The sequence below is a fragment of the Vitreoscilla sp. C1 genome (assembly GCF_002951955.2).
Taxonomy (GTDB): domain Bacteria; phylum Pseudomonadota; class Gammaproteobacteria; order Burkholderiales; family Neisseriaceae; genus Vitreoscilla; species Vitreoscilla stercoraria.
The window spans coordinates 728,122-749,346 of record NZ_CP019644.2; the positions used below are offsets into that span (position 1 = coordinate 728,122).

Below are 21,225 nucleotides of genomic sequence, written 5' to 3' on the forward strand. Positions count from 1 at the left end.
AATTAAAAAAATAAGTAGGTTGATATTGTCATGAAGCAAGTACAGCGTCAATTTTATCTAACTCATCTATGCCGATGTCCCAACGCCATACACCTTGTTCGCTCGCAGGCTGTAAACCACGCAAAAACAAATAACGTATGTGAATGGCGTCAAAATCAAAGTGGCGACTGCGCAAATAACGACCGACAGCAATGGCATAAATCAAAGCTTGCAAATAATAATGGTGGTCATTGATGGCAAGATTCAAAGCATTGGTATGGTAATCTTTGGGCAACATACCCAAATGATTAGACTTGTAATCGATGACATACACTTTGCCATCTAAGTTCACGCAAACCAAGTCGATAAAACCATTTAAAAAACCCATCACATCACGAAAATGCAAGCCTTGAGCGGCCTGTTTGATTGCCGATGGTAAATGCGATTCTAACAAACATTGTTGGATGTCGGCTGCGGTAAATTGATTGACATTCAACACAAAACCCATCTCCGCCAAACATTGCTCTGGAGGTAAATCAGCCAAACAAACATCTGCATCCAAATGTGCCAAACGAGTGGCATCAATCATAGCATAGAGCGCAGGCTGCCATGATTCATCAATGTGATAACGCTCTAAAATCGGTGCGTATACATCGCTTTGACTGATGGCCGATTGTTGGAAATCGGTGTGTTCTAATAAAGCATGTAAACATAAGCCTGCATCTGTACCGCGCTGGAAATGAAAAATATCAAATTCGTGCGCTTCAGGCAAGACTGTCTCTTCATCCAATACCACTTGATCGTCTTGTAATTCACCCACATCGATTTCAGGCACCAATTCATCCATGGCAAGATGGCTGATATGGCGGCTGATACCGCTGAAACTGGTGTATTCTTGAAAACGATAAAATGGCAATGCTGTTTGCAATGCGGTGTATTCGGTGCGCTGAATCTGTTGTTGTATCAAACCTGAGTATTCTGGTTGTTCAGGCCGCCACAATAAATTGACATGGTATTTTTGCGCCCATTGCAACCACAAGTCTTGATACCACACCCGTTTGTCTTTGCCTGCATTGGCCCATAAGGCGTGAGTTTGTTCCCATGAGTGGTCGGGCTCGCCGGCAATCAAATGGTGCAAGACATTGTTGGCGCTGCCATTGTCTTTGAGCAAACTGCAAGACAAAATCAATTTTTCTTCGGCACGTGTGAACGCCACATATAATAAACGCAAGGTTTCCGAGCGTTCGTCTTCAATCAAACTGACTTCATCGTCTTGACTCAAGCAATATTCGCTGACGATGCGCACTTGACCATTTTGATGGACGATATTGAATTCAGACGTTTTAAAGTCACGATGGTCCCATACAAATGGACAAAAAACGACAGGGTATTGCAAGCCTTTTGATGCGTGCATGGTGACAATTTTCACCAATTCTTCATCGCTCTCCAAACGCAAAGTATACGCTTCGCCATGGGTTTGTTGGCTGACTTGTTCGTTGAGCCATTGAATCAATGAAGCGGCACCAAAACGCTCGCTTTCTTCTTTGGCGAGCAATTCAAACAATTGTTGCACATTGGTCAAGCCGCGCTTGTCATTGCGTCTTAAAAAGTCTGCGCTGATACCTCGTTTTTTATCGAACATTTGCCAAGCGGCATACACACCACGCTGTTGCCAGACTTGTTGTGCTTGTAATGCATCTTCCATCCAACCAATCAATTCGTCTTGTGAGTCGGCATGGTTCAAACGCATTAAATCGCTGCTGCGGTAGTTGAGCAAATCGCTGGCCAAAACCGAACGCAACAAGCCTTGTTGTTGTGGTGCTTGCCACCATTGCAACAAACTCAATACAGGCTTGGCTTGTTCACAAGCAAAAATCGAGTCACGGCTCAAGATCACGCTGCTAATGCCTTCTTTGCGCAATTCTTTTTGTACCAATTCGCCTTCGCCATGAGTGCGAACCAATACTGCAATGTGTTTGGCTTGTAAGGGGCCGCCATCGTATTGCAGTTTGCCTTGGCTGCTCAACGCCAAATGCCGTGCAATGTCCAATGCGCAATACAAAGCCGCGCGTGGTTTGGCTTGTTCTTTGTTCAGATAAGTTTCATCGCCTTGCAACAAACATTGGATTTCCAACGGTGTGTCATTGGGTAACAAGCGGCTGTCAGCACGAGCGGCCTGTACGTCGATGTAATCGATATCGTCCAATAAAAAGGGTTTGTTTTTGTTCAAAAATAAGGCATTGATGCTGGCGACCAATTGTTGGTGGGTGCGGCGGTTGGTGTCCAACGTATACAAGCGGTTGGCTTCGTGTTTGGCTTGCAAATAAGCGTGGATGTCTGCACCACGAAAGCGGTAAATTGCTTGTTTGGGATCACCGACCAAAAACACAGGTTTGTGATGTTGGCGGAAAATGGTGTCAAAAATACCATATTGCAAAGGATCGGTGTCTTGAAACTCATCGATCAAAGCCACTTGCCACATGTGTTCACTCAAGTAAGAAGCCAAATGCAAACCGTATTTTTCATCTTGCAACGCTTTGGCCACGTCGGTGAGCAAATCATCAAAGCCCAATTGTTGTACTCGTTGTTTTTCTTGCTGCCAATTGGGTAGCAAATAGTGGTACAAATCCAAATGCAATTGGTCAAATAAAGCGTCTTGTTCGGTTTTAAGGCTCAGACACAAATCCAATAAACGGTGTAATGGTGCAAATTGATTGAGTTGTGTATCGCTTAAAACTTGGCCTTTTTTGGTTTTTTCTTGTAAATAAGCGGCCTGTAAATTGAGAATGTGTTTTTCTTTGCTGCTGATTTTGTGCCATTGTTGGCGGGGCAGCCATTGTGCCAAATCGTCAAACAAGGTCAGATAAGTCGGTAATTTGAACGTGGTGCCATTGAGCATTGGATGCATGTCGGTGAACGAGATTTTCCATTCTTCCAATTGGAGCAATATGGCTTGCGCCAATTCATCTAACTGGGCATGTAAGTCTTCTAAGGCATGGCTAGGTTGTGCCAATTGAAATTGGATGTGGTGTTCAGAGCGTCCAAACCAATTTTGAATGCGATTTAAAGCATCGTTCAAAGTGATGTTGTGCTCAAAACACAAGCGTGCACGTTGCTCGTCTTCAATCACATGTTTGCGCCAAAAATCGGCGGCAATGCGTTGTTTGGCGATGGCGGTATCGTCTGACAAACTGATTTGAAAGGGCACTTGGCACAAAAAGGCAAATTCACGCAAGACGCGTTGGCAAAAACCATGAATGGTGAAAATGCCCGCATGGTCAAATTGGTTTAAAGCGGCCTGTAAACGCAAACGCACACGTGAAGCAGCTTCTTGTTGCAAAGCCAGTTGCAACACCTCGTACAAAAATGGCTCAAACTCTGGCGCATCTTCTGCAGCGTTTTTTTGTGTATATATTTCTTCCAATAAGGCGCTGGCGTTGTCGTCGGGCAAGTCTTTTAATTCACGCAAGGCTTCATCTAAGCGGCTGCGCAAACGGGTTTTCAACTCGGCAGTGGCCGCATTGGTAAAAGTCACGACCAAGACTTTGTCGACAGCAATGCGTTCGAGTAACACCAAACGTAAAAACAACGCGGCAATACTCCAAGTTTTGCCTGTGCCTGCGGATGCTTCAATCAAATTGGTGGCGTTGATGGGAATGCTCAAAGCATTGAAGGTTTCAGCTTGCATGGGTTTCCTTATCGGCATCTTCAATGGCCACGATGTATTCGTACATGGGCACACACATTTGTTTGACCACTTCCATGAATAAATGGCTGTCTAAAGGCGAATCTTCGCTGTGGGCATAGACCAAATTGGTGCCTTCTTCTTGTTGCAATTGTCCACTTTTGAAATGATTGCCTGCAAATGCCACATAGGCTTTTTTGCGGGATTCTTCTTGGATGATGGCTTCATCGTCAGGTGTTTTTTTCGCTTGTTTGTACCACGCCTCGCCAGCGGCAAGCGAAGCACGAGCAAAAAATGGCAACGGTTTGTGTTTGCCCAAACGCAACAAAATCAGACTTTCGAGTAAATATTGTTTTGCCACATCGGAATTTACAGGCCGCCATTGCCAAGCATTTTCTGCCCAAGCGATGATGGTGGTTTTGGGAATGTGGCTGTGGTCGATGGCGCAGAAGGCCAAATGCTCTAGCCAAGCTGCCATTTTTTCAGGTGCAGTCGGGGTTTTATGAAACCAAAAAATCTGTCCACAATCGGTGCGATGGCTGAGGCTCAATTGCAATTGTACATGGCTGCCATCGTGAAAGCGGTGTTCTAAGACATGGTCTAAGTTGGGCAATGTTGGAGCATGGAACCATTCACTTGGCATAGACAAAACTTGTTTTTGAATGGTTTCAATGTGTAATTGACTGAGTTTGCCCATAGGCACTTGGTTGCGTTGCAAGATTTGCGCGGCCACATGCTCCAAAGATTGGCGTTGGCGACGGGCATCATAAAAAGCCTCATATAGCGGCATGCTGTCGTAGGCGTCTAGTTCAAACAATTCTTGCTCTGGCCAAGCATCTTGGGCGTAGGTGTCTTGCCATGACAATTGCTGCTTGAGCCAAACACGGGTGGGATTGCGCCAAAATGCCAACCATTCGTGCATGTGCAAATTCAAGTCTTCATGTTGAGTCGGTAAGGCTTGTAAATGGTTTTCATAAGCACCATCGATGAATGCTTCGATGTGTTTGGCGGGCGCATTCAAAGCTTGGGCAATGTCTTGGCGGTAGCTGTAAACCTTGGCTTGTGGCGCAAAATAATTGGGTGAGAATGCTTGTAACGGATGGGATGTGATCCACGGCGCTTGTTCGCCATCGCCTTCTATCAAATCTTGGCTGCTTGCGCCAACCATCAATGCAATGGTGTCTATGAATTCATAAACCACTGTTGAAGCCGCCAAGCGTTCGTCATTTTTAATGCTTTTGCCGATATAAGACAAATACAGTTGCGAACGGGCATTGAGCAAGGTTTCTAAGAACAAATAGCGGTCGTCATCGCGGCGAGAACGGTCACCCTTGCGCATGCGGTGGTGGAGGGCATCTTGGTAAATCAAATCAAACGAGGGGGCTTTGGTGTCACGCGGAAATTCGCCATCGTTCATACCGAGCAAACACAACATTTGAAACGGCAAACCACGCATCGGCACCATCGAGCAAATAGTGATGCCGCCACGCAAAAACCCTGCTTGGCTTTGTTGTTGTAAGAAGGCGCTGATATGGCGTTTGACAATGGCAAACGATAATTTGCCTTGGTATTGCGCCATGTCGGCGTATTGTTGCCACTCTTGCAAATTTTGTTGCCATTGTTGTAAAGAAAACGCATCACGTTCTAGCGGTAAAAACAATTCTTTGATAGCGTCCTGTAAACGCATGACCCAAGTGGCAATATCCGTGTCTTCTTGCCATTGTTGGTGGTAGCTTTGTAATAAGCTGACCAAGTGGTTCAATTGCGCCAAGATGGCCCAATGATTCGGCTCGCTGTCATAGGGTACCAACTCATGCCATGCAATGTGGCTGCTGCCTTGGGGCAACATCCAACCCATGCACACCCGTTCTAAAGCTTGGCTCCAAGTGAACGCATCGCCTTCACCACCAAATTGGCGGCGCATATTGTCATCCAAGCCCCAACGTATGTTCAATTCACGGATGGTGGTGTGCAGCAATGCGACGTCATCGGTATCCCAATCAAAACGTTGTTGCAAAGCGGGTGTATCCAGCAACGGTAACATGTCGGACAATTCAAAACGGCTGTCCATCAAATGTAAAAACTGTTCAATGGCTTGCATCAAAGGTTGTTGGCGGCTCAAACGTACATCGGAAACCGAATATGCCAAAGGTTTGCCATCGGGACAATTGGGACCAAACACCGCTTCTAAATAAGGCAAATAAGGATCAACTTGCGGAGTCAAAACAGCGATGTCGTGCAATTGCCATGTTGGGTTTTGTGCCAAATTCTGAATAATGTGGTCTTTGAGGATTTGCAATTCACGCAAAGCACTGTGTGCGCTGTTCATGACAATAGAACCATCGTATAAATCGGGATGGTTCAGGCCGCTGTGTGTGGGGTCGGTGGCGTGGTTTTGAGGACTGTGTAAATGCAACAAATCGTTTTGCAAACGAGCCAATAAAGTCGTATTGGCGTTCTCTTGGAATAAGTCTAAGCTAAATTCGTATTCAATATCGCTGGTTAAAGCACTGAAAAAATCCCGTCCTTGTTTCCCAAGCGATGCCAATAGCGGATGACCTTGGTGTTGTGCCGCCTCTTCAGTGCTCATGGATTCGTATTTGCGCAATAAAAAAGTGGGTTCAATTACATCGCCCCAATAGGCTTGACTGGGATTGGTCGCAAAAATGTGTACATCGGTGTATTGTGACAATTGGCGAAACAAGTCCAAATACATCGGCGCCATAGAAGTAATGCCAAATACCCAAATGCGTTCAGGCAGCTTGGCTGTGGGCAAAGCTTCTAAAAAACGCTCCCACACTTGCAAACGGTGTTCGCCTTGGTGGCTTTCTTGAGCGGTCAATTGCTGCCATAAATCGGCTTGCCACGCTTCATCAGCGCCCAAGCCGAGTAATTGATTGTGTTGCCAAGCCTCAGTCCAATCGAAACGATAGACCATGTATTGGTCAAAAATGTCGGCTAAGATAAATGCCAAATCAAAATACGCCTCATCTCGGCTGTCGATGTAATTGCTCAGATATTGGGCGGCAGGGCTGTTTTGTTGTTTGAATTGTGGATTTTCGAACAATTGCATCAAGCGCCAATGCAAAACTGTGGATGAAAACGGGCTCACTTTGGGCAATTGTCCCAAACTTTGTTGCATGGTTTTCCACATAAATCGTGCAGGCAAATTGAAATCTAAATTGGCAGCAATACCATTGTGCAATGCTAAAAAGCGGTTGACATAGCGTTTCATCCCTTGACTTTGAATGACTATGGTTTCAGGTGTGAACACACCATTTATCGGTAGGTTTTGTAGCAAAGAGGCAAACGATTGTGCCAAATTTTCAAGACGGTTAGATTGGTGCAAAATCAACATGTAAAAACTCACTACAAAACTGATAAGAAACCATTATGACGTTGTTGTCATTTGCCTGCAATGCGAGCGGCTCTAAAAATTATATGTCATTTTAAAGTCACAAACATTGACCATCCCACAGTGAAAATTTATAGTGCAACATAATTTGCCAAAAACACAGCTTGATGTAACAGAGTTGATTTAGCTTATGTGTTGATTAAAAAATTGAGACAGTGCTGCTACTTACAAAACCATTCGGAGAAGACAAGATGCAAATGATTTCAAAAACCTCATTCAGTTTGTGTACTATTGCCGCAGCCCTATTGTTAAGTGCATGTGGTGGTAAAGAGCCTGCCGCACCTGCCAATTCAGCTGGCGCAGCACCTGCAGCCGATACCAGCAATGTGGTTTATACTGTGGGTTCTGATGCCACTTATGCGCCATTTGAGTATCAAGATGACAAAGGTCAAGTGATTGGTTTTTCTCAAGAAGTGATTCAGGCAGTGGCCGATAAAGCAGGCATTAAAATCCAAATTGTGAACAAACCTTGGGAAGGTATTTTTGAAACTTTGAATACCGGTGACAGCGATATTGTGTCTTCAAGTGTGACCATCACCGAAGAACGCAAAGCGCAAATGGATTTCTCTGAGCCGTATTTTGAAGCCACACAAATGATTGCAATTAATGATAACAAAGGTGCAGACATCAAATCGTTTGCTGATTTGAAAAATGGCAAACATTTGGTATCGGTACAAACGGGTACGACAGGTGACATTGTGTCGCAAAAGTTGATGGGCGCTGACAGCAAGCAAATCAAGCGTTTTGAAAGCATGCCTTTGGCTTTGAAAGAATTGTTAGCAGGTGGCGTGGATGCATCTGTCGGTGACAATGGCGTGGTACAAAACTTTGTGACCAATAATCCGGGCGCTAAGTTGCGCACTTTGGTAGACCCAACATTTGAAAAAGAATATTACGGTTTTGCAGTGAAAAAAGGCCGAAGTGATGATTTGTTGAACAAAATCAACACTGGATTGGCAGGTATCAAGTCTGATGGTACTTATGATAAGATTTATGCGAAATGGTTTGCCACTGCAGCCGCGCCTGCTGCTTCCGCCACAAACTAAAATGAGATGAAAAGGGTGTCTTTGACACCCTTTTTTGTTGCGTAAAAGGTATTTTACAGGCCGCTTGTAATGGCAATATTTTGATTTGATTAAATGAAATCATTCACATATTGATTTGAAAACTTTTTCTTGTCTTTACCAAGCTATATTGGGTTTTAGATTGGCTATCAACAGTCGATTTGATTGTAAGAAGGTGAATTCAGGTCGCTTGTATAGTCAAGCGTTTGAGGTAAATAAAGTTTTTAAATGAGTAATTGATGTGCAGATAGATGCTGCGAGGCAGCAAATCAGGTACAATCTTCATTAACTGTTTACAGACATACAGAGCTTATGAACAAAGAAGAATTCGCGGACAATCATTTTATCCGCACCATTATTGAAGACGATTTGGCCAGCGGTAAACACCAACAAATTCAAACCCGTTTCCCACCCGAACCTAATGGCTATTTGCATATTGGTCACGCCAAAAGCATTTGCTTGAATTTTGGTTTGGCCACTGTGTACGACGGCTTGTGCAATTTGCGCTTTGACGACACCAATCCTGAAAAAGAATCAGATGAATACGTGCGCTCTATTAAAGAGGACGTGACATGGATGGGCTTTCAATGGCAAGGTGAGCCGCATTTTGCATCGGATTATTTTGAAGATTTATACCAATATGCCATCGGTTTGATTCAAGCTGGCAAGGCGTATGTGGACGAATTGAACGCCGAAGAAATGCGTCAATACCGTGGTACTTTGACCGAGCCAGGCAAAAACAGTCCATATCGTGATCGCACGCCAGAAGAAAACTTGGATTTGTTCCAACGCATGCGTGCGGGTGAGTTTCCTGATGGCAGCAAGACTTTGCGTTTGAAAATTGACATGGCAGCAGGCAATGTGAATTTGCGTGACCCTGTGATTTACCGCATTCGCCGCGTGCACCACCACCGCACAGGTGACAAATGGTGCATCTACCCGATGTATGATTACACCCATGCGATTTCGGATGCGATTGAAAACATCACCCATTCATTGTGTACTTTGGAATTTGAAAGCCATCGTCCATTATACGATTGGGTTTTGGACAATATCCCGATTCAAACGCACCCACGTCAATACGAATTTTCACGTTTGGAATTGTTGTATTCGATTACCTCAAAACGCAAATTGAACCAATTGGTCGTTGAAAACCATGTTTCAGGCTGGGACGATCCACGCATGCCAACGATTGCAGGCATGCGCCGTCGTGGTTATACGCCTGCTGGTTTGCGTTTGTTCTCTAAACGCGTTGGCATTTCCAAAAGTGAAAATGTGGTGGACATGAGCGTGTTAGAAGGCGCGGTGCGTGAAGAATTGGAAAACTCTTCACCGCGTTTGATGGCGATTTTGAGCCCATTGAAAATTGAATTGACCAATTTTGATGAATTCTTAACCCAAAGCCGCAGCGCACCATTTCATCCGCATCATGAAGAAATGGGCGAGCGCAATGTTCCGATTGCACGCCATATTTACATTGAGCAAGATGATTTTGCTTTGGAGCCGCCGCCAAAATGGCAACGTTTGACTGTGGGCGGTGAAGTGCGTTTGCGTTACAGCTATGTGATCAAATGCGAAGATGTGGTGACCGATGAAATGGGCAATGTCATTGAGCTCAAATGCTCGATTGATCATGACACTTTGGGCAAAAAACCAGAAGGCCGTAAGGTCAAAGGTGTGATTCATTGGTTGTCAGCCGAACATGCGGTACACGCGACTGTGCGTTTGTACGAGCGTTTGTTCACGCAAGAGCGTCCAGATGCGGTGCGTGATGAAAACGGTGAATACAAAAACTTCACCGAATTCTTAAACCCACATTCTGTGACCGAAGTCAGCGCTTTGATTGAACCTGTGGCCAATACTTTGGCGCCAGAATCGCGTTATCAGTTTGAGCGTTTGGGTTATTTCGTGACCGATCGTTATGACCATACGCCTGAAAAACCTGTGTTCAACCGCACTGTTGGTTTGAAAGAATCATTCTGATCGTGTTTGAAAATCAACAAAGCGTCCTGTAAAGGTTTACAGGACGCTTTTTTTGATTTACAGGACGCTTATTTAATCACCAAGCAGCTTGCAGAGCCATAAGCATATATTTTGCCGTTTTCATCGACAATGCGCCCTTCGGCGGTCAAAAGCGTGCGCCCGATGCTGATGACTTTGCCTTCGCCACGGTAAGTGTGGTGTGGTTTCATTGCCCGCAACATTTTCAAATTCAAATCAGTAGTGCCAAAGTTAATGCCAGCATCCAACATGCTGTGTATGGCAGCACCTGTGATGGTGTCCATTACGGTTGCATACAAACCGCCGTGTACGCCGCCCAAAGTATTCAAATGGCGCTCATCAGGCGTGACTTCATATACCACTGTGCCTTGTGCCACTTTGACCAAGCGCATGGCGGTGGTGGCTGCCATATTGGAGTGGGGCAATTCGCCGTTTTTGATTTTGGTTAAAAATTCCAAGCCGCTGTAGTCGACTGCTGAATTCATGTGAGACCTTTCTGTTTGATGTGTCAATTGTAAAATGGAATGCGGTGATGTACAAATGATGGGGATGCGGGTAACAAGAGATGATTGGATATTCACAATATGAAAAAGCGTCCTGTGATGTTACAGGACGCTTTTTTAATGCAATCGAATCACATTCAGACATTCAACAATAAGAAACGGCGTTCCCATGGTGAAATCACTTCGAAAAATTCTTCAAACTCGGTTTCTTTAATGGCCGCATAACAACGCACAAAATGTGGACCTAATAATTGTGCCAAAGGTTCACACGCCAACAATTCTGCCACTGCATCATCCAAGTGATGTGGCAGGTTGGCCGCTTTGTCGTAAGCACTGCCGACCAAAGCGTCGGATGGTTTGAGTTTTTGCTGCATGCCAAGGAGCCCTGCACCCAAACTGGCAGCAAAAGCCAAATACGGATTCACATCCACGCCGGGCAAACGGTTTTCAATGCGGCGACCTGCAGCGTTCGATTCTGGTACACGCAAACCACAAGTGCGGTTGTCAAAACCCCACTCCAAATTGATTGGTGCCGAGCTGAAGCGGCTCAAACGGCGATAAGAATTCACATAAGGTGCCAAAAATGCCATTGCAGCAGGCAAATAAGTTTGCATGCCCGCTATGTGATTGAAAAATACTTCGGTGGATTCGCCCGTATCGGGGTCGGCAAAAATGTTCACGCCTGTTTCAATATTCACGATGCTTTGATGTAAATGCATGGCTGAGCCCGGCTGTCCTTGCATCGGTTTGGCCATGAATGTGGCATACATATTGTTTTGCAATGCCACTTCGCGAATGGTGCGCTTGAATAAAAACACTTGGTCAGCCAAATCCAGCGGATCACCATGATCCAAGTTGATTTCCATTTGAGCAGGACCCATTTCATGAATCAATGTGTCCAAAGCAATGTTTTGTATCTCACACCAATCGTACATCACATCAAAAATATCGCCATATTCATTCATGGCATCAATACTGAAACTTTGGCGGCCTGCTTCGGTACGGCGAGTACGACCCACAGGCGGCGCCAATGGCAAATCTTCGTCAGGCTGAATTTGCACCAAATAAAACTCCATCTCAGGCGCAATAATCGGCTTTAAGCCCAAATCAGCATAAGCTTTTAAAACCCGTTTTAAAACATTGCGTGGCGCAATTTCAATTGGCTCACCTTTGAAATTGTAAGCATCATGAATGATGGCAGCAGTGGGATCTTTGGCCCATGGTACCAAGCACAACGAAGATGGGTCTGGAATCAAACGCATGTCGTTATCGGCAACATCGGTAAAATCCTCTTCGGGAAAGTCACCTGTTACTGTTTGGGTGAACACAGCTTCGGCCATGCGGATGCCTTCTGCTGGATTGTATTTGTGGCGTGGAATGATTTTGCCGCGAGCGGTACCGCTCATGTCAGGTACCAAACACTCGATTTCAGTAATATTGTGAGCATCTAACCATTGATTAATGTGTTCGGCTTGGTTCATGCAAGACCTCTTTTTGAAAATGATATGGGATATTGTATTAAGACCGATGCTACGCATCTATCTTAAAGTGCAAACCATCATAGCGATATATTTTCATCTTTGACAAGGTGGCTTTATGGAATGAGTTGTATCATTTTGTTCATGTCGGGAAGATGTATTGTATATTTTAGAGAGTCAATGCCTGTAATAACATGACAAGACAAATAGTATATGACACCAAAGAACGTTTTCATGGATTACAGGACGCTTTGATATGGGATATGGTGAGTTTGATTGTAGATTTGGTTTGGCCGTGCTTTTTCAGTTAAGTGTGTGATGAAGTGAGTATTGAGTGAACTTTGATACTTTTTAGAATGATTTTGGAATCTATTTGAAAATAATTTTATTTAAATTCAATAGCATTTTGTTTTTATAGCCATATTTTTACAATTAGGTGTTGACGGGTTTTCGGTGTTTCTGTAATATTCGGTTTCTTCGCTGCTGAGACAGAAACGAAACAGACCAAACGGTCAGCTTCACAAGTTTCACAGCACAGCTCTTTAAAAAACAGATTACCGATAAGTGTGAGTGCGAAGAGCCTCACACTGCTAAAGAAGTAAAGACAAGATATGATTTTTAATCATTTCTCGCTCTTTTTCTTTGAGAAGCAGACCAGAAATTAAATAGTAAGCTTAGAGATTAAACATAAGAGTTTGATCCTGGCTCAGATTGAACGCTGGCGGCATGCTTTACACATGCAAGTCGAACGGTAGCAGGAGAAAGCTTGCTTTCTTGCTGACGAGTGGCGAACGGGTGAGTAATGCGTCGGAACGTACCAAGTAATGGGGGATAACTACTCGAAAGAGTGGCTAATACCGCATACGCCCTACGGGGGAAAGCAGGGGATCTTCGGACCTTGCGTTATTTGAGCGGCCGACGTCTGATTAGCTAGTTGGTGGGGTAAAAGCCTACCAAGGCGACGATCAGTAGCGGGTCTGAGAGGATGATCCGCCACACTGGGACTGAGACACGGCCCAGACTCCTACGGGAGGCAGCAGTGGGGAATTTTGGACAATGGGCGCAAGCCTGATCCAGCAATGCCGCGTGTATGAAGAAGGCCTTCGGGTTGTAAAGTACTTTTGTTAGGGAAGAAAAGCTTTTGGCTAATATCCAAGAGTGATGACGGTACCTAAAGAATAAGCACCGGCTAACTACGTGCCAGCAGCCGCGGTAATACGTAGGGTGCAAGCGTTAATCGGAATTACTGGGCGTAAAGCGAGCGCAGGCGGTTATTTAAGTCAGGTGTGAAAGCCCCGAGCTCAACTTGGGACGTGCATTTGAAACTGGATAACTAGAGTGTGTCAGAGGGGGGTAGAATTCCACGTGTAGCAGTGAAATGCGTAGAGATGTGGAGGAATACCGATGGCGAAGGCAGCCCCCTGGGATAACACTGACGCTCATGCTCGAAAGCGTGGGTAGCAAACAGGATTAGATACCCTGGTAGTCCACGCCCTAAACGATGACAATTAGCTGTTGGGAGATTAAAAGCTCTTGGTAGCGTAGCTAACGCGTGAAATTGTCCGCCTGGGGAGTACGGTCGCAAGATTAAAACTCAAAGGAATTGACGGGGACCCGCACAAGCGGTGGATGATGTGGATTAATTCGATGCAACGCGAAGAACCTTACCTGGTCTTGACATGTACGGAATCCTCCAGAGACGGAGGAGTGCCTTCGGGAGCCGTAACACAGGTGCTGCATGGCTGTCGTCAGCTCGTGTCGTGAGATGTTGGGTTAAGTCCCGCAACGAGCGCAACCCTTGTCATTAGTTGCTACCATTCAGTTGAGCACTCTAATGAGACTGCCGGTGACAAACCGGAGGAAGGTGGGGATGACGTCAAGTCCTCATGGCCCTTATGACCAGGGCTTCACACGTCATACAATGGTCGGTACAGAGGGTAGCCAAGCCGCGAGGTGGAGCCAATCTCATAAAGCCGATCGTAGTCCGGATCGCACTCTGCAACTCGAGTGCGTGAAGTCGGAATCGCTAGTAATCGCAGGTCAGCATACTGCGGTGAATACGTTCCCGGGTCTTGTACACACCGCCCGTCACACCATGGGAGTGGGGGATACCAGAAGTAGGTAGGATAACCGTAAGGAGTCCGCTTACCACGGTATGCTTCATGACTGGGGTGAAGTCGTAACAAGGTAGCCGTAGGGGAACCTGCGGCTGGATCACCTCCTTTCTAGAGATAGAAGAGGCTTAACGCATTCACACTTATCGGTAAACTGTAAATAAAGATGCAAGTAGCAACGACCTGGGTTTGTAGCTCAGCTGGTTAGAGCACACGCTTGATAAGCGTGGGGTCGGAGGTTCAAGTCCTCCCAGACCCACCATCAAACTTGGTAACAAGTAAGGTTGTGGAACATTGGGGGCATAGCTCAGTTGGTAGAGCACCTGCTTTGCAAGCAGGGGGTCATCGGTTCGATCCCGTTTGCCTCCACCAATGAACTAAAATACTTTGCAAATCAAAGACGATTGACAGCTGACGCTGTTTTTTATTTCACTCTTAATAAAGAGATGATATACTCTCAGTCTTCTTTGATTTGCGAAGCGTGTTAGCGGACAAGCAGTACAAAGCGAAACACACAAAAGCGACGCATCGATCTTTAAAAAATTAGAAAGCCGAAATCAACAAACAAAAGACAATGTTGTTGTTTAGACAGCCTTTACAGGCCGCTTAAATAACACAGTAAATTTGGGTGATGATTGTATCTGCAATCAACGAATTCAAAAGGCGTTGATTGTAACAACCAAGTAGTAAGCTTTAACATGAAGAGAATCAAGCAGAAGGAAGACACGTCAACTGTCTAATTCTGCAAAGTCAGAGGTTCTTGAAATGATAGAGTCAAGTGAATAAGTGCATCAGGTGGATGCCTTGGCGATGATAGGCGACGAAGGACGTGTAAGCCTGCGAAAAGCGTGGGGGAGCTGGCAATAAAGCTTTGATCCCGCGATGTCCGAATGGGGAAACCCACCTAATTTATTAGGTACCTTTGACTGAATACATAGGTCACTGGAGCAAACCCGGAGAACTGAACCATCTAAGTACCCGGAGGAAAAGAAATCAACCGAGATTCCGCAAGTAGTGGCGAGCGAACGCGGAAAAGCCTGTTAGTGATAGTAGTCGAGATAGAAGAACATTCTGGAAAGTATGACCATAGTGCGTGATAGTCGCGTATTCGAAATCTCAACTGCGGTACTAAGCTAACGACAAGTAGGGCGGGACACGAGAAATCCTGTCTGAATATGGGGGGACCATCCTCCAAGGCTAAATACTCATCATCGACCGATAGTGAACCAGTACCGTGAGGGAAAGGCGAAAAGAACCCCGGAAGGGGAGTGAAATAGAACCTGAAACCTGATGCATACAAACAGTGGGAGCGGACTTGTTCCGTGACTGCGTACCTTTTGTATAATGGGTCAACGACTTACGTTCAGTAGCAAGGTTAACCGAATAGGGGAGCCGTAGAGAAATCGAGTCTTAATAGGGCGATTAGTTGCTGGGCGTAGACCCGAAACCAAGTGATCTATCCATGGCCAGGATGAAGTTGCCGTAACAGGTAATGGAGGTCCGAACCCACTAATGTTGCAAAATTAGGGGATGAGCTGTGGATAGGGGTGAAAGGCTAAACAAACTTGGAGATAGCTGGTTCTCCCCGAAAACTATTTAGGTAGTGCCTCGAGGTACACTCATGGGGGTAAAGCACTGTTATGGCTAGGGGGTTATTGCAACTTACCAACCCATGGCAAACTAAGAATACCATGAAGTGATTCCTCGGGAGACAGACATCGGGTGCTAACGTCCGGTGTCAAGAGGGAAACAACCCAGACCGCCAGCTAAGGTCCCAAATGATAGATTAAGTGGTAAACGAAGTGAGAAGGCCCAGACAGCTAGGATGTTGGCTTAGAAGCAGCCACCATTTAAAGAAAGCGTAATAGCTCACTAGTCGAGTCGTCTTGCGCGGAAGATGTAACGGGGCTCAAATCTATAACCGAAGCTGCGGATGTGCACTTAGTGCATGTGGTAGGGGAGCGTTCTGTAGGCCTGCGAAGGTGGATTGTGAAGTCTGCTGGAGGTATCAGAAGTGCGAATGTTGACATGAGTAGCGATAAAGGGGGTGAAAAGCCCCCTCGCCGAAAACCCAAGGTTTCCTACGCAACGTTCATCGGCGTAGGGTGAGTCGGCCCCTAAGGCGAGGCAGAGATGCGTAGTCGATGGGAAACAGGTTAATATTCCTGTACTTGATTTAAGTGCGATGTGGGGACGGAGAAGGTTAGGTCAGCAAACTGTTGGAATAGTTTGTTCAAGCCAGTAGGTGGAATTCTTAGGCAAATCCGGGAATTCATTCAACACCGAGAAGTGATAACGAGGTTCTACGGAACCGAAGTGACCGATACCACGCTTCCAGGAAAAGCCACTAAGCTTCAGCTTAAATCGAACCGTACCGCAAACCGACACAGGTGGGTGGGATGAAAATTCTAAGGCGCTTGAGAGAACTCGGGAGAAGGAACTCGGCAAATTGATACCGTAACTTCGGGAGAAGGTATGCCTGGTATTGTGAAGGATTTACTCCGTAAGCAACGCCAGGCCGCAGAGAATCGGTGGCTGCGACTGTTTATTAAAAACACAGCACTCTGCTAACACGAAAGTGGACGTATAGGGTGTGACGCCTGCCCGGTGCTGGAAGGTTAATTGAAGATGTGCAAGCATCGGATCGAAGCCCCAGTAAACGGCGGCCGTAACTATAACGGTCCTAAGGTAGCGAAATTCCTTGTCGGGTAAGTTCCGACCCGCACGAATGGCGTAACGATGGCCACACTGTCTCCTCCCGAGACTCAGCGAAGTTGAAATGGTTGTGAAGATGCAATCTACCCGCTGCTAGACGGAAAGACCCCGTGAACCTTTACTGTAGCTTTGCATTGGACTTTGAAGTCACTTGTGTAGGATAGGTGGGAGGCTTTGAAGCACAGACGCTAGTCTGTGTGGAGCCGTCCTTGAAATACCACCCTGGTGACTTTGAGGTTCTAACCCAGGTCCGTTATCCGGATCGGGGACCGTGCATGGTAGGCAGTTTGACTGGGGCGGTCTCCTCCCAAAGAGTAACGGAGGAGTTCGAAGGTTACCTAGGTCCGGTCGGAAATCGGACTGATAGTGCAATGGCAAAAGGTAGCTTAACTGCGAGACCAACAAGTCGAGCAGGTGCGAAAGCAGGACATAGTGATCCGGTGGTTCTGTATGGAAGGGCCATCGCTCAACGGATAAAAGGTACTCCGGGGATAACAGGCTGATTCCGCCCAAGAGTTCATATCGACGGCGGAGTTTGGCACCTCGATGTCGGCTCATCACATCCTGGGGCTGTAGTCGGTCCCAAGGGTATGGCTGTTCGCCATTTAAAGTGGTACGTGAGCTGGGTTTAAAACGTCGTGAGACAGTTTGGTCCCTATCTGCAGTGGGCGTTGGAAATTTGACGGGGGCTGCTCCTAGTACGAGAGGACCGGAGTGGACGAACCTCTGGTGTACCGGTTGTCACGCCAGTGGCATAGCCGGGTAGCTAAGTTCGGAAGAGATAAACGCTGAAAGCATCTAAGCGTGAAACTCGCCTGAAGATGAGATTTCCCTTGTGGTTTAACCACACTAAAGAGTCGTTCGAGACCAGGACGTTGATAGGTGGGGTGTGGAAGAGCGGTAACGCTTGAAGCTAACCCATACTAATTGCTCGTGAGGCTTGACTCTATCATTTGAAGAACTTCAATGATAATGCTTACTACATAAAGCATACAATTATTACCCAGTTGATTAAGATTGAAATAGACAGTATAATACAGCCCTATTTCAAAGCTCTGTAATACAGACGGCTTTCTGATTTTAAAGTTTATGTTTGACGACCATAGCGAGTTGGTCCCACGCCTTCCCATCCCGAACAGGACCGTGAAACGACTTAGCGCCGATGATAGTGTGGATTACCCATGTGAAAGTAGGTCATCGTCAAACGCCCCATTCTAAAGCCCTGATGCAAACGCATCAGGGCTTTATTCTATTTATTTTTTCAAATATTCATAATAAATAAAATATATATTGAAGATATTGAAGAGTTTTTTTAAATAACTGATTGTGCACCATGAAGAAAATATTACCTATAGGCTTTACTTTATTCGCACTGTTTTTTGGTGCGGGTAATTTAATTTTCCCTTTAAAATTGGGTTATGAAAGTGGTCCATATTTTTGGCCTGCATTGATTGGTTTTTTAATTACAGGGGTAGGTCTGCCTTTATTAGGTTTGATTGCAGGCTCTTTATCAGGTAAAAGTATTGCTGAAACCCTATCTGAACGTGTTCATCCGTGGTTTTCTGTGGTGTTTATGGTTGCCATTTATTTGACCATCGGCCCATTGTTTGCCATTCCTCGTACAGCCACTACTTCGTATGAAATTGGTTTGGTTCCAAGCTTTGGTTCATCACCATTGGGTTTGTTTTTGTTTGCCTTAGGTTTTTTTGCAGTGGTTTTGGCATTGAGTTTGAATCGCTCGAAAATGGTCGATATTATTGGCAAATGGTTGACACCTGCTTTATTAATCACCATTGCAATATTGTGTGCCACTGCATATTTCCAGTTTGATCAGGCAGTGTCTGATTCTACGCCTATATTTGTTGAACAATCACCTTGGGGAGTAGGCTTTTTAGAGGGTTACTTGACCTTAGATGCAATTGCAGCGATTGCATTTGCCATGATTGCTTTGTCTGCAGTGAAGGCTGTGGGTATTCATGATAAAAAAGATGTAGTACGTTATTGTTCATTGGCTGCCATCATTGCAGGTGTTGCTTTGGCTGCGGTGTATTTGGCTTTGGGTTGGGCTGGCAATCATTACCCAATTGATGCGGCAACCATGTCCCAAATTGAAGCTGATGGTACGCATTTAGGTGTATATTTATTGGTGAATATTGCCTCAGCGACATTTGGTGTTTTTGGTCCTATTTTGGTTGCCGTTATCGTATTGTTGGCTTGTTTGACAACGGCAATTGGCTTAGTCATTGCTGTTGCTGATTACTTCCATACTCAGTTTCCTGCGGTCTCTTATAAAGCTTATGTGTGGATTTTTACCATCATCAGTTTTGTGTTGGCGAACCAAGGTTTGGCACAAGTCATCAGTTTGTCCATTCCCGTATTGTTGATTTTATATCCAATCGGTATGACAGTGATTGTATTGTTATTGTTGCATCCAGTATTGAATTCTAGTCGCTGTGTGTATCAAGTCACGGTTGCTACAGCGGTAGTGGTGAGTTTGGTGAGTCAATTTGCACCAAATGTGGTGGCATCTTGGCCTATGGCTTCTGCTTCACTGGCTTGGTTATTGCCTGTGGTGGTGGTCTTTGTATTAGCGCAATCATTGAGTAAACTGATGAAGAAGTAAGCATTTGGCTTGATTGTGAACTTTTAAAGCGTTCTGGTTTCTTACAGGACGCTTTTTTATTGTTAAAGGCGCGACTGATGACCATAAACAGGAGTACAAAAATGAACAAATGGGCTAAAGCTTATATTTTAGGTTTAAGTTGTATGTTAGCGCTGGGTGCTTGTAGCAATGTACAAACCAAGGCGATTGAAACCAATGTGACTCAAGCAGATTTGAATCCTTATGAGCGTTGGGTACTGAAAACAGGGACTTGGGTGACTCGCAGTTTGACCAATGTGGACGGCCGTATGTACAGTGGCAAAGAAGAGGCTGTTGCTCGTTTGGCAGGTGTGACTCGTTTTTATAATAATGGTACGTTTCGTATGGTGACGATGGATACGTCTTTGACGTATGAAGGCAATTGGTCGATTTCCGATGATGGTAAGATTTTGACCTTAGTCGGACTGGGCACAGAAGGTCGTCCAGGTTTTCGCATTCAGTCTGAATTGTTAACACTCAATGATGTCGAGTTCAGTTATCGTACTTATCCTGATGCTAATAAACCTCGGCAATATGTGGATGTAAAAATGGCGCCTGCAAGTATTGCAGAGACCCGTATTTTGACCAGACAATCTTCGGTTAATCCGAACAGTTTTTCATCTAGCGCTAATTAAATACCTATGTAAAAGCGTCCTGTAAGAAGTTTACAGGACGCTTTGTAATGCGCCTATTCTTGACCTAATAATTGCTCACGGGTCAATAAGAAGACAAAACCATCGCCGCCACTGGTTTCCATCCACATGAATGGCAATTCAGGGTAAGCGGCTTCTAAGACTTCGCGATTGTGTCCCATTTCTACCAATAATACCCCATGAGGATTCAGGTATTTAGCGGCCTGTAATAATATTTGGCGTGTGGCATCCAAGCCGTCTTCGCCAGAGCCCAAAGCCATTTCTGGCTCATGTAAATATTCTTCAGGCAAAGCTTCAACGCTTTCAGCATCCACATAAGGTGGATTTGAAATAATCAAATCATATGTTTTGTCGATGCCTTCAAATAAATCAGTGTGTATCAATTGCACGCGATCTTCTAAGCCATAACGTTCGATATTAATTGCCGCCACTTCTAAGGCATCTAAGCTTAAATCGACCGCATCGACTTGTGCAGCAGGGTAGTGATGTGCCATTTGAATGGCCAAACAGCCACTGCCAGTACACAAGTCCAAAGCATTGTGTACCAATTCAGGGAATTCAATCCAATGTGCTAACGGCTCACCTAATAATTCATATATGAATGAACGAGGTATCAGAACACGTTCGTCGACATAAAAATCAAACTCGCCTTGGAATGCTTCATTGGTCAAATAAGCCAAAGGCTTGCGTGTATCGATGCGTTCTTGCGCCAAATCTAAAATGGCTTGCTTTTCTTCAGGTAACAATTTGGCATCATAGAAGGTGTCCAAAGTATCCATCGGCAAATTCAAACTGTGTAAAACCAAGTAAGCTGCCTCATCAAAAGCATTGTCATTGCCATGGCCATAGAATAAATCAGCAGCATTGAAGCGGCTGATTAAAAAACGAAACACATCTCGTACTGTGTGTAAGTGCTCAGCAGCAGAAGAGTACATATTCATCAACTTGGTTAATTTTTAGAAGTTCGTATTATAGCT

General features: G+C 45.2%; 9 protein-coding genes, 2 tRNA genes and 3 rRNA genes. 9 read left to right on the forward strand and 5 right to left on the reverse strand.

Features of this window, described 5'->3' with window-relative positions:
* Positions 1–28: 28 nt before the first annotated feature.
* Positions 29–3,667, reverse strand: a complete 3,639-nt coding sequence (recB, locus tag ADP71_RS03545; RefSeq protein WP_171460891.1) for an exodeoxyribonuclease V subunit beta — start codon at positions 3,665–3,667, stop codon at positions 29–31.
* Positions 3,657–7,022 (reverse strand): exodeoxyribonuclease V subunit gamma, encoded by a 3,366-nt coding sequence (gene recC / locus ADP71_RS03550; protein WP_171460892.1) that lies wholly within the window; start codon positions 7,020–7,022, stop codon positions 3,657–3,659. The genes recB and recC overlap by 11 nt, the downstream gene beginning before the upstream one ends.
* Before the next feature lie 248 nt (positions 7,023–7,270).
* Between recC and ADP71_RS03555 the strand changes: the two genes are divergently transcribed.
* Both ADP71_RS03555 and ADP71_RS03560 read left to right on the forward strand, forming a co-directional pair.
* Complete coding sequence (locus ADP71_RS03555) at positions 7,271–8,125, forward strand: basic amino acid ABC transporter substrate-binding protein (RefSeq protein ID WP_019958722.1); 855 nt, start codon at positions 7,271–7,273, stop codon at positions 8,123–8,125.
* 330 nt (positions 8,126–8,455) lie between these two features.
* The gene (locus ADP71_RS03560) at positions 8,456–10,126 is read left to right on the forward strand and encodes a glutamine--tRNA ligase/YqeY domain fusion protein (RefSeq protein ID WP_171460893.1); all 1,671 of its coding nucleotides are present in this window, start codon (positions 8,456–8,458) and stop codon (positions 10,124–10,126) included.
* 68 nt (positions 10,127–10,194) lie between these two features.
* Here the strand turns inward: ADP71_RS03560 and ADP71_RS03565 are convergent, their stop codons facing one another.
* Both ADP71_RS03565 and ADP71_RS03570 read right to left on the reverse strand, forming a co-directional pair.
* Positions 10,195–10,629 carry a PaaI family thioesterase gene (locus ADP71_RS03565; RefSeq protein WP_104931522.1) on the reverse strand — a complete coding sequence of 145 codons (435 nt, stop codon included), beginning with the start codon at positions 10,627–10,629 and terminating at the stop codon, positions 10,195–10,197.
* A 155-nt stretch (positions 10,630–10,784) separates the two neighbouring features.
* Complete coding sequence (locus ADP71_RS03570) at positions 10,785–12,128, reverse strand: glutamine synthetase family protein (protein WP_104931523.1); 1,344 nt, start codon at positions 12,126–12,128, stop codon at positions 10,785–10,787.
* Between the two features lie 680 nt (positions 12,129–12,808).
* Here ADP71_RS03570 and ADP71_RS03575 point away from each other — a divergent pair.
* The 7 genes from ADP71_RS03575 to ADP71_RS03605 all read left to right on the forward strand — a co-directional run bounded on the left by ADP71_RS03575 (position 12,809) and on the right by ADP71_RS03605 (position 20,230).
* Positions 12,809–14,350, forward strand: a 16S ribosomal RNA gene (locus ADP71_RS03575).
* Positions 14,351–14,424: 74 nt separating this feature from the next.
* Positions 14,425–14,501: transfer RNA gene (locus ADP71_RS03580), tRNA-Ile, on the forward strand.
* Positions 14,502–14,535: 34 nt separating this feature from the next.
* A tRNA-Ala gene (locus ADP71_RS03585) sits at positions 14,536–14,611 on the forward strand.
* A gap of 400 nt (positions 14,612–15,011) precedes the next feature.
* Positions 15,012–17,902: ribosomal RNA gene (locus tag ADP71_RS03590) — 23S ribosomal RNA — on the forward strand.
* A 144-nt stretch (positions 17,903–18,046) separates the two neighbouring features.
* Positions 18,047–18,160 (forward strand): 5S ribosomal RNA (gene rrf / locus ADP71_RS03595).
* The 16S, 23S and 5S rRNA genes sit together here with 2 tRNA genes alongside, the layout of an rRNA operon.
* A 127-nt stretch (positions 18,161–18,287) precedes the next feature.
* On the forward strand, positions 18,288–19,577 hold the full coding sequence (brnQ, locus tag ADP71_RS03600) for a branched-chain amino acid transport system II carrier protein (protein WP_171460894.1): 1,290 nt from the start codon (positions 18,288–18,290) through the stop codon (positions 19,575–19,577).
* 101 nt (positions 19,578–19,678) lie between these two features.
* Positions 19,679–20,230, forward strand: coding sequence for a DUF4822 domain-containing protein (locus tag ADP71_RS03605; RefSeq protein ID WP_019958348.1), 552 nt, complete (start codon positions 19,679–19,681; stop codon positions 20,228–20,230).
* A 53-nt stretch (positions 20,231–20,283) separates the two neighbouring features.
* On the opposite strand, the gene prmB is transcribed toward ADP71_RS03605, so the two are convergent.
* Positions 20,284–21,189 carry a 50S ribosomal protein L3 N(5)-glutamine methyltransferase gene (prmB, locus tag ADP71_RS03610; protein WP_425316044.1) on the reverse strand — a complete coding sequence of 302 codons (906 nt, stop codon included), beginning with the start codon at positions 21,187–21,189 and terminating at the stop codon, positions 20,284–20,286.
* Positions 21,190–21,225: the final 36 nt, after the last annotated feature.

Excerpts from the sequence above, each read along its gene's own strand:
- recB (WP_171460891.1), bottom strand. The coding sequence starts at position 3,667 with ATGCAAGCTGAAACCTTCAATGCTTTGAGCATTCCCATCAACGCCACC.
- recC (WP_171460892.1), bottom strand. The coding sequence starts at position 7,022 with ATGTTGATTTTGCACCAATCTAACCGTCTTGAAAATTTGGCACAATCG.
- ADP71_RS03555 (WP_019958722.1), top strand. The coding sequence starts at position 7,271 with ATGCAAATGATTTCAAAAACCTCATTCAGTTTGTGTACTATTGCCGCA.
- ADP71_RS03560 (WP_171460893.1), top strand. The coding sequence starts at position 8,456 with ATGAACAAAGAAGAATTCGCGGACAATCATTTTATCCGCACCATTATT.
- ADP71_RS03565 (WP_104931522.1), bottom strand. The coding sequence starts at position 10,629 with ATGAATTCAGCAGTCGACTACAGCGGCTTGGAATTTTTAACCAAAATC.
- ADP71_RS03570 (WP_104931523.1), bottom strand. The coding sequence starts at position 12,128 with ATGAACCAAGCCGAACACATTAATCAATGGTTAGATGCTCACAATATT.
- brnQ (WP_171460894.1), top strand. The coding sequence starts at position 18,288 with ATGAAGAAAATATTACCTATAGGCTTTACTTTATTCGCACTGTTTTTT.
- ADP71_RS03605 (WP_019958348.1), top strand. The coding sequence starts at position 19,679 with ATGAACAAATGGGCTAAAGCTTATATTTTAGGTTTAAGTTGTATGTTA.
- prmB (WP_425316044.1), bottom strand. The coding sequence starts at position 21,189 with ATGAATATGTACTCTTCTGCTGCTGAGCACTTACACACAGTACGAGAT.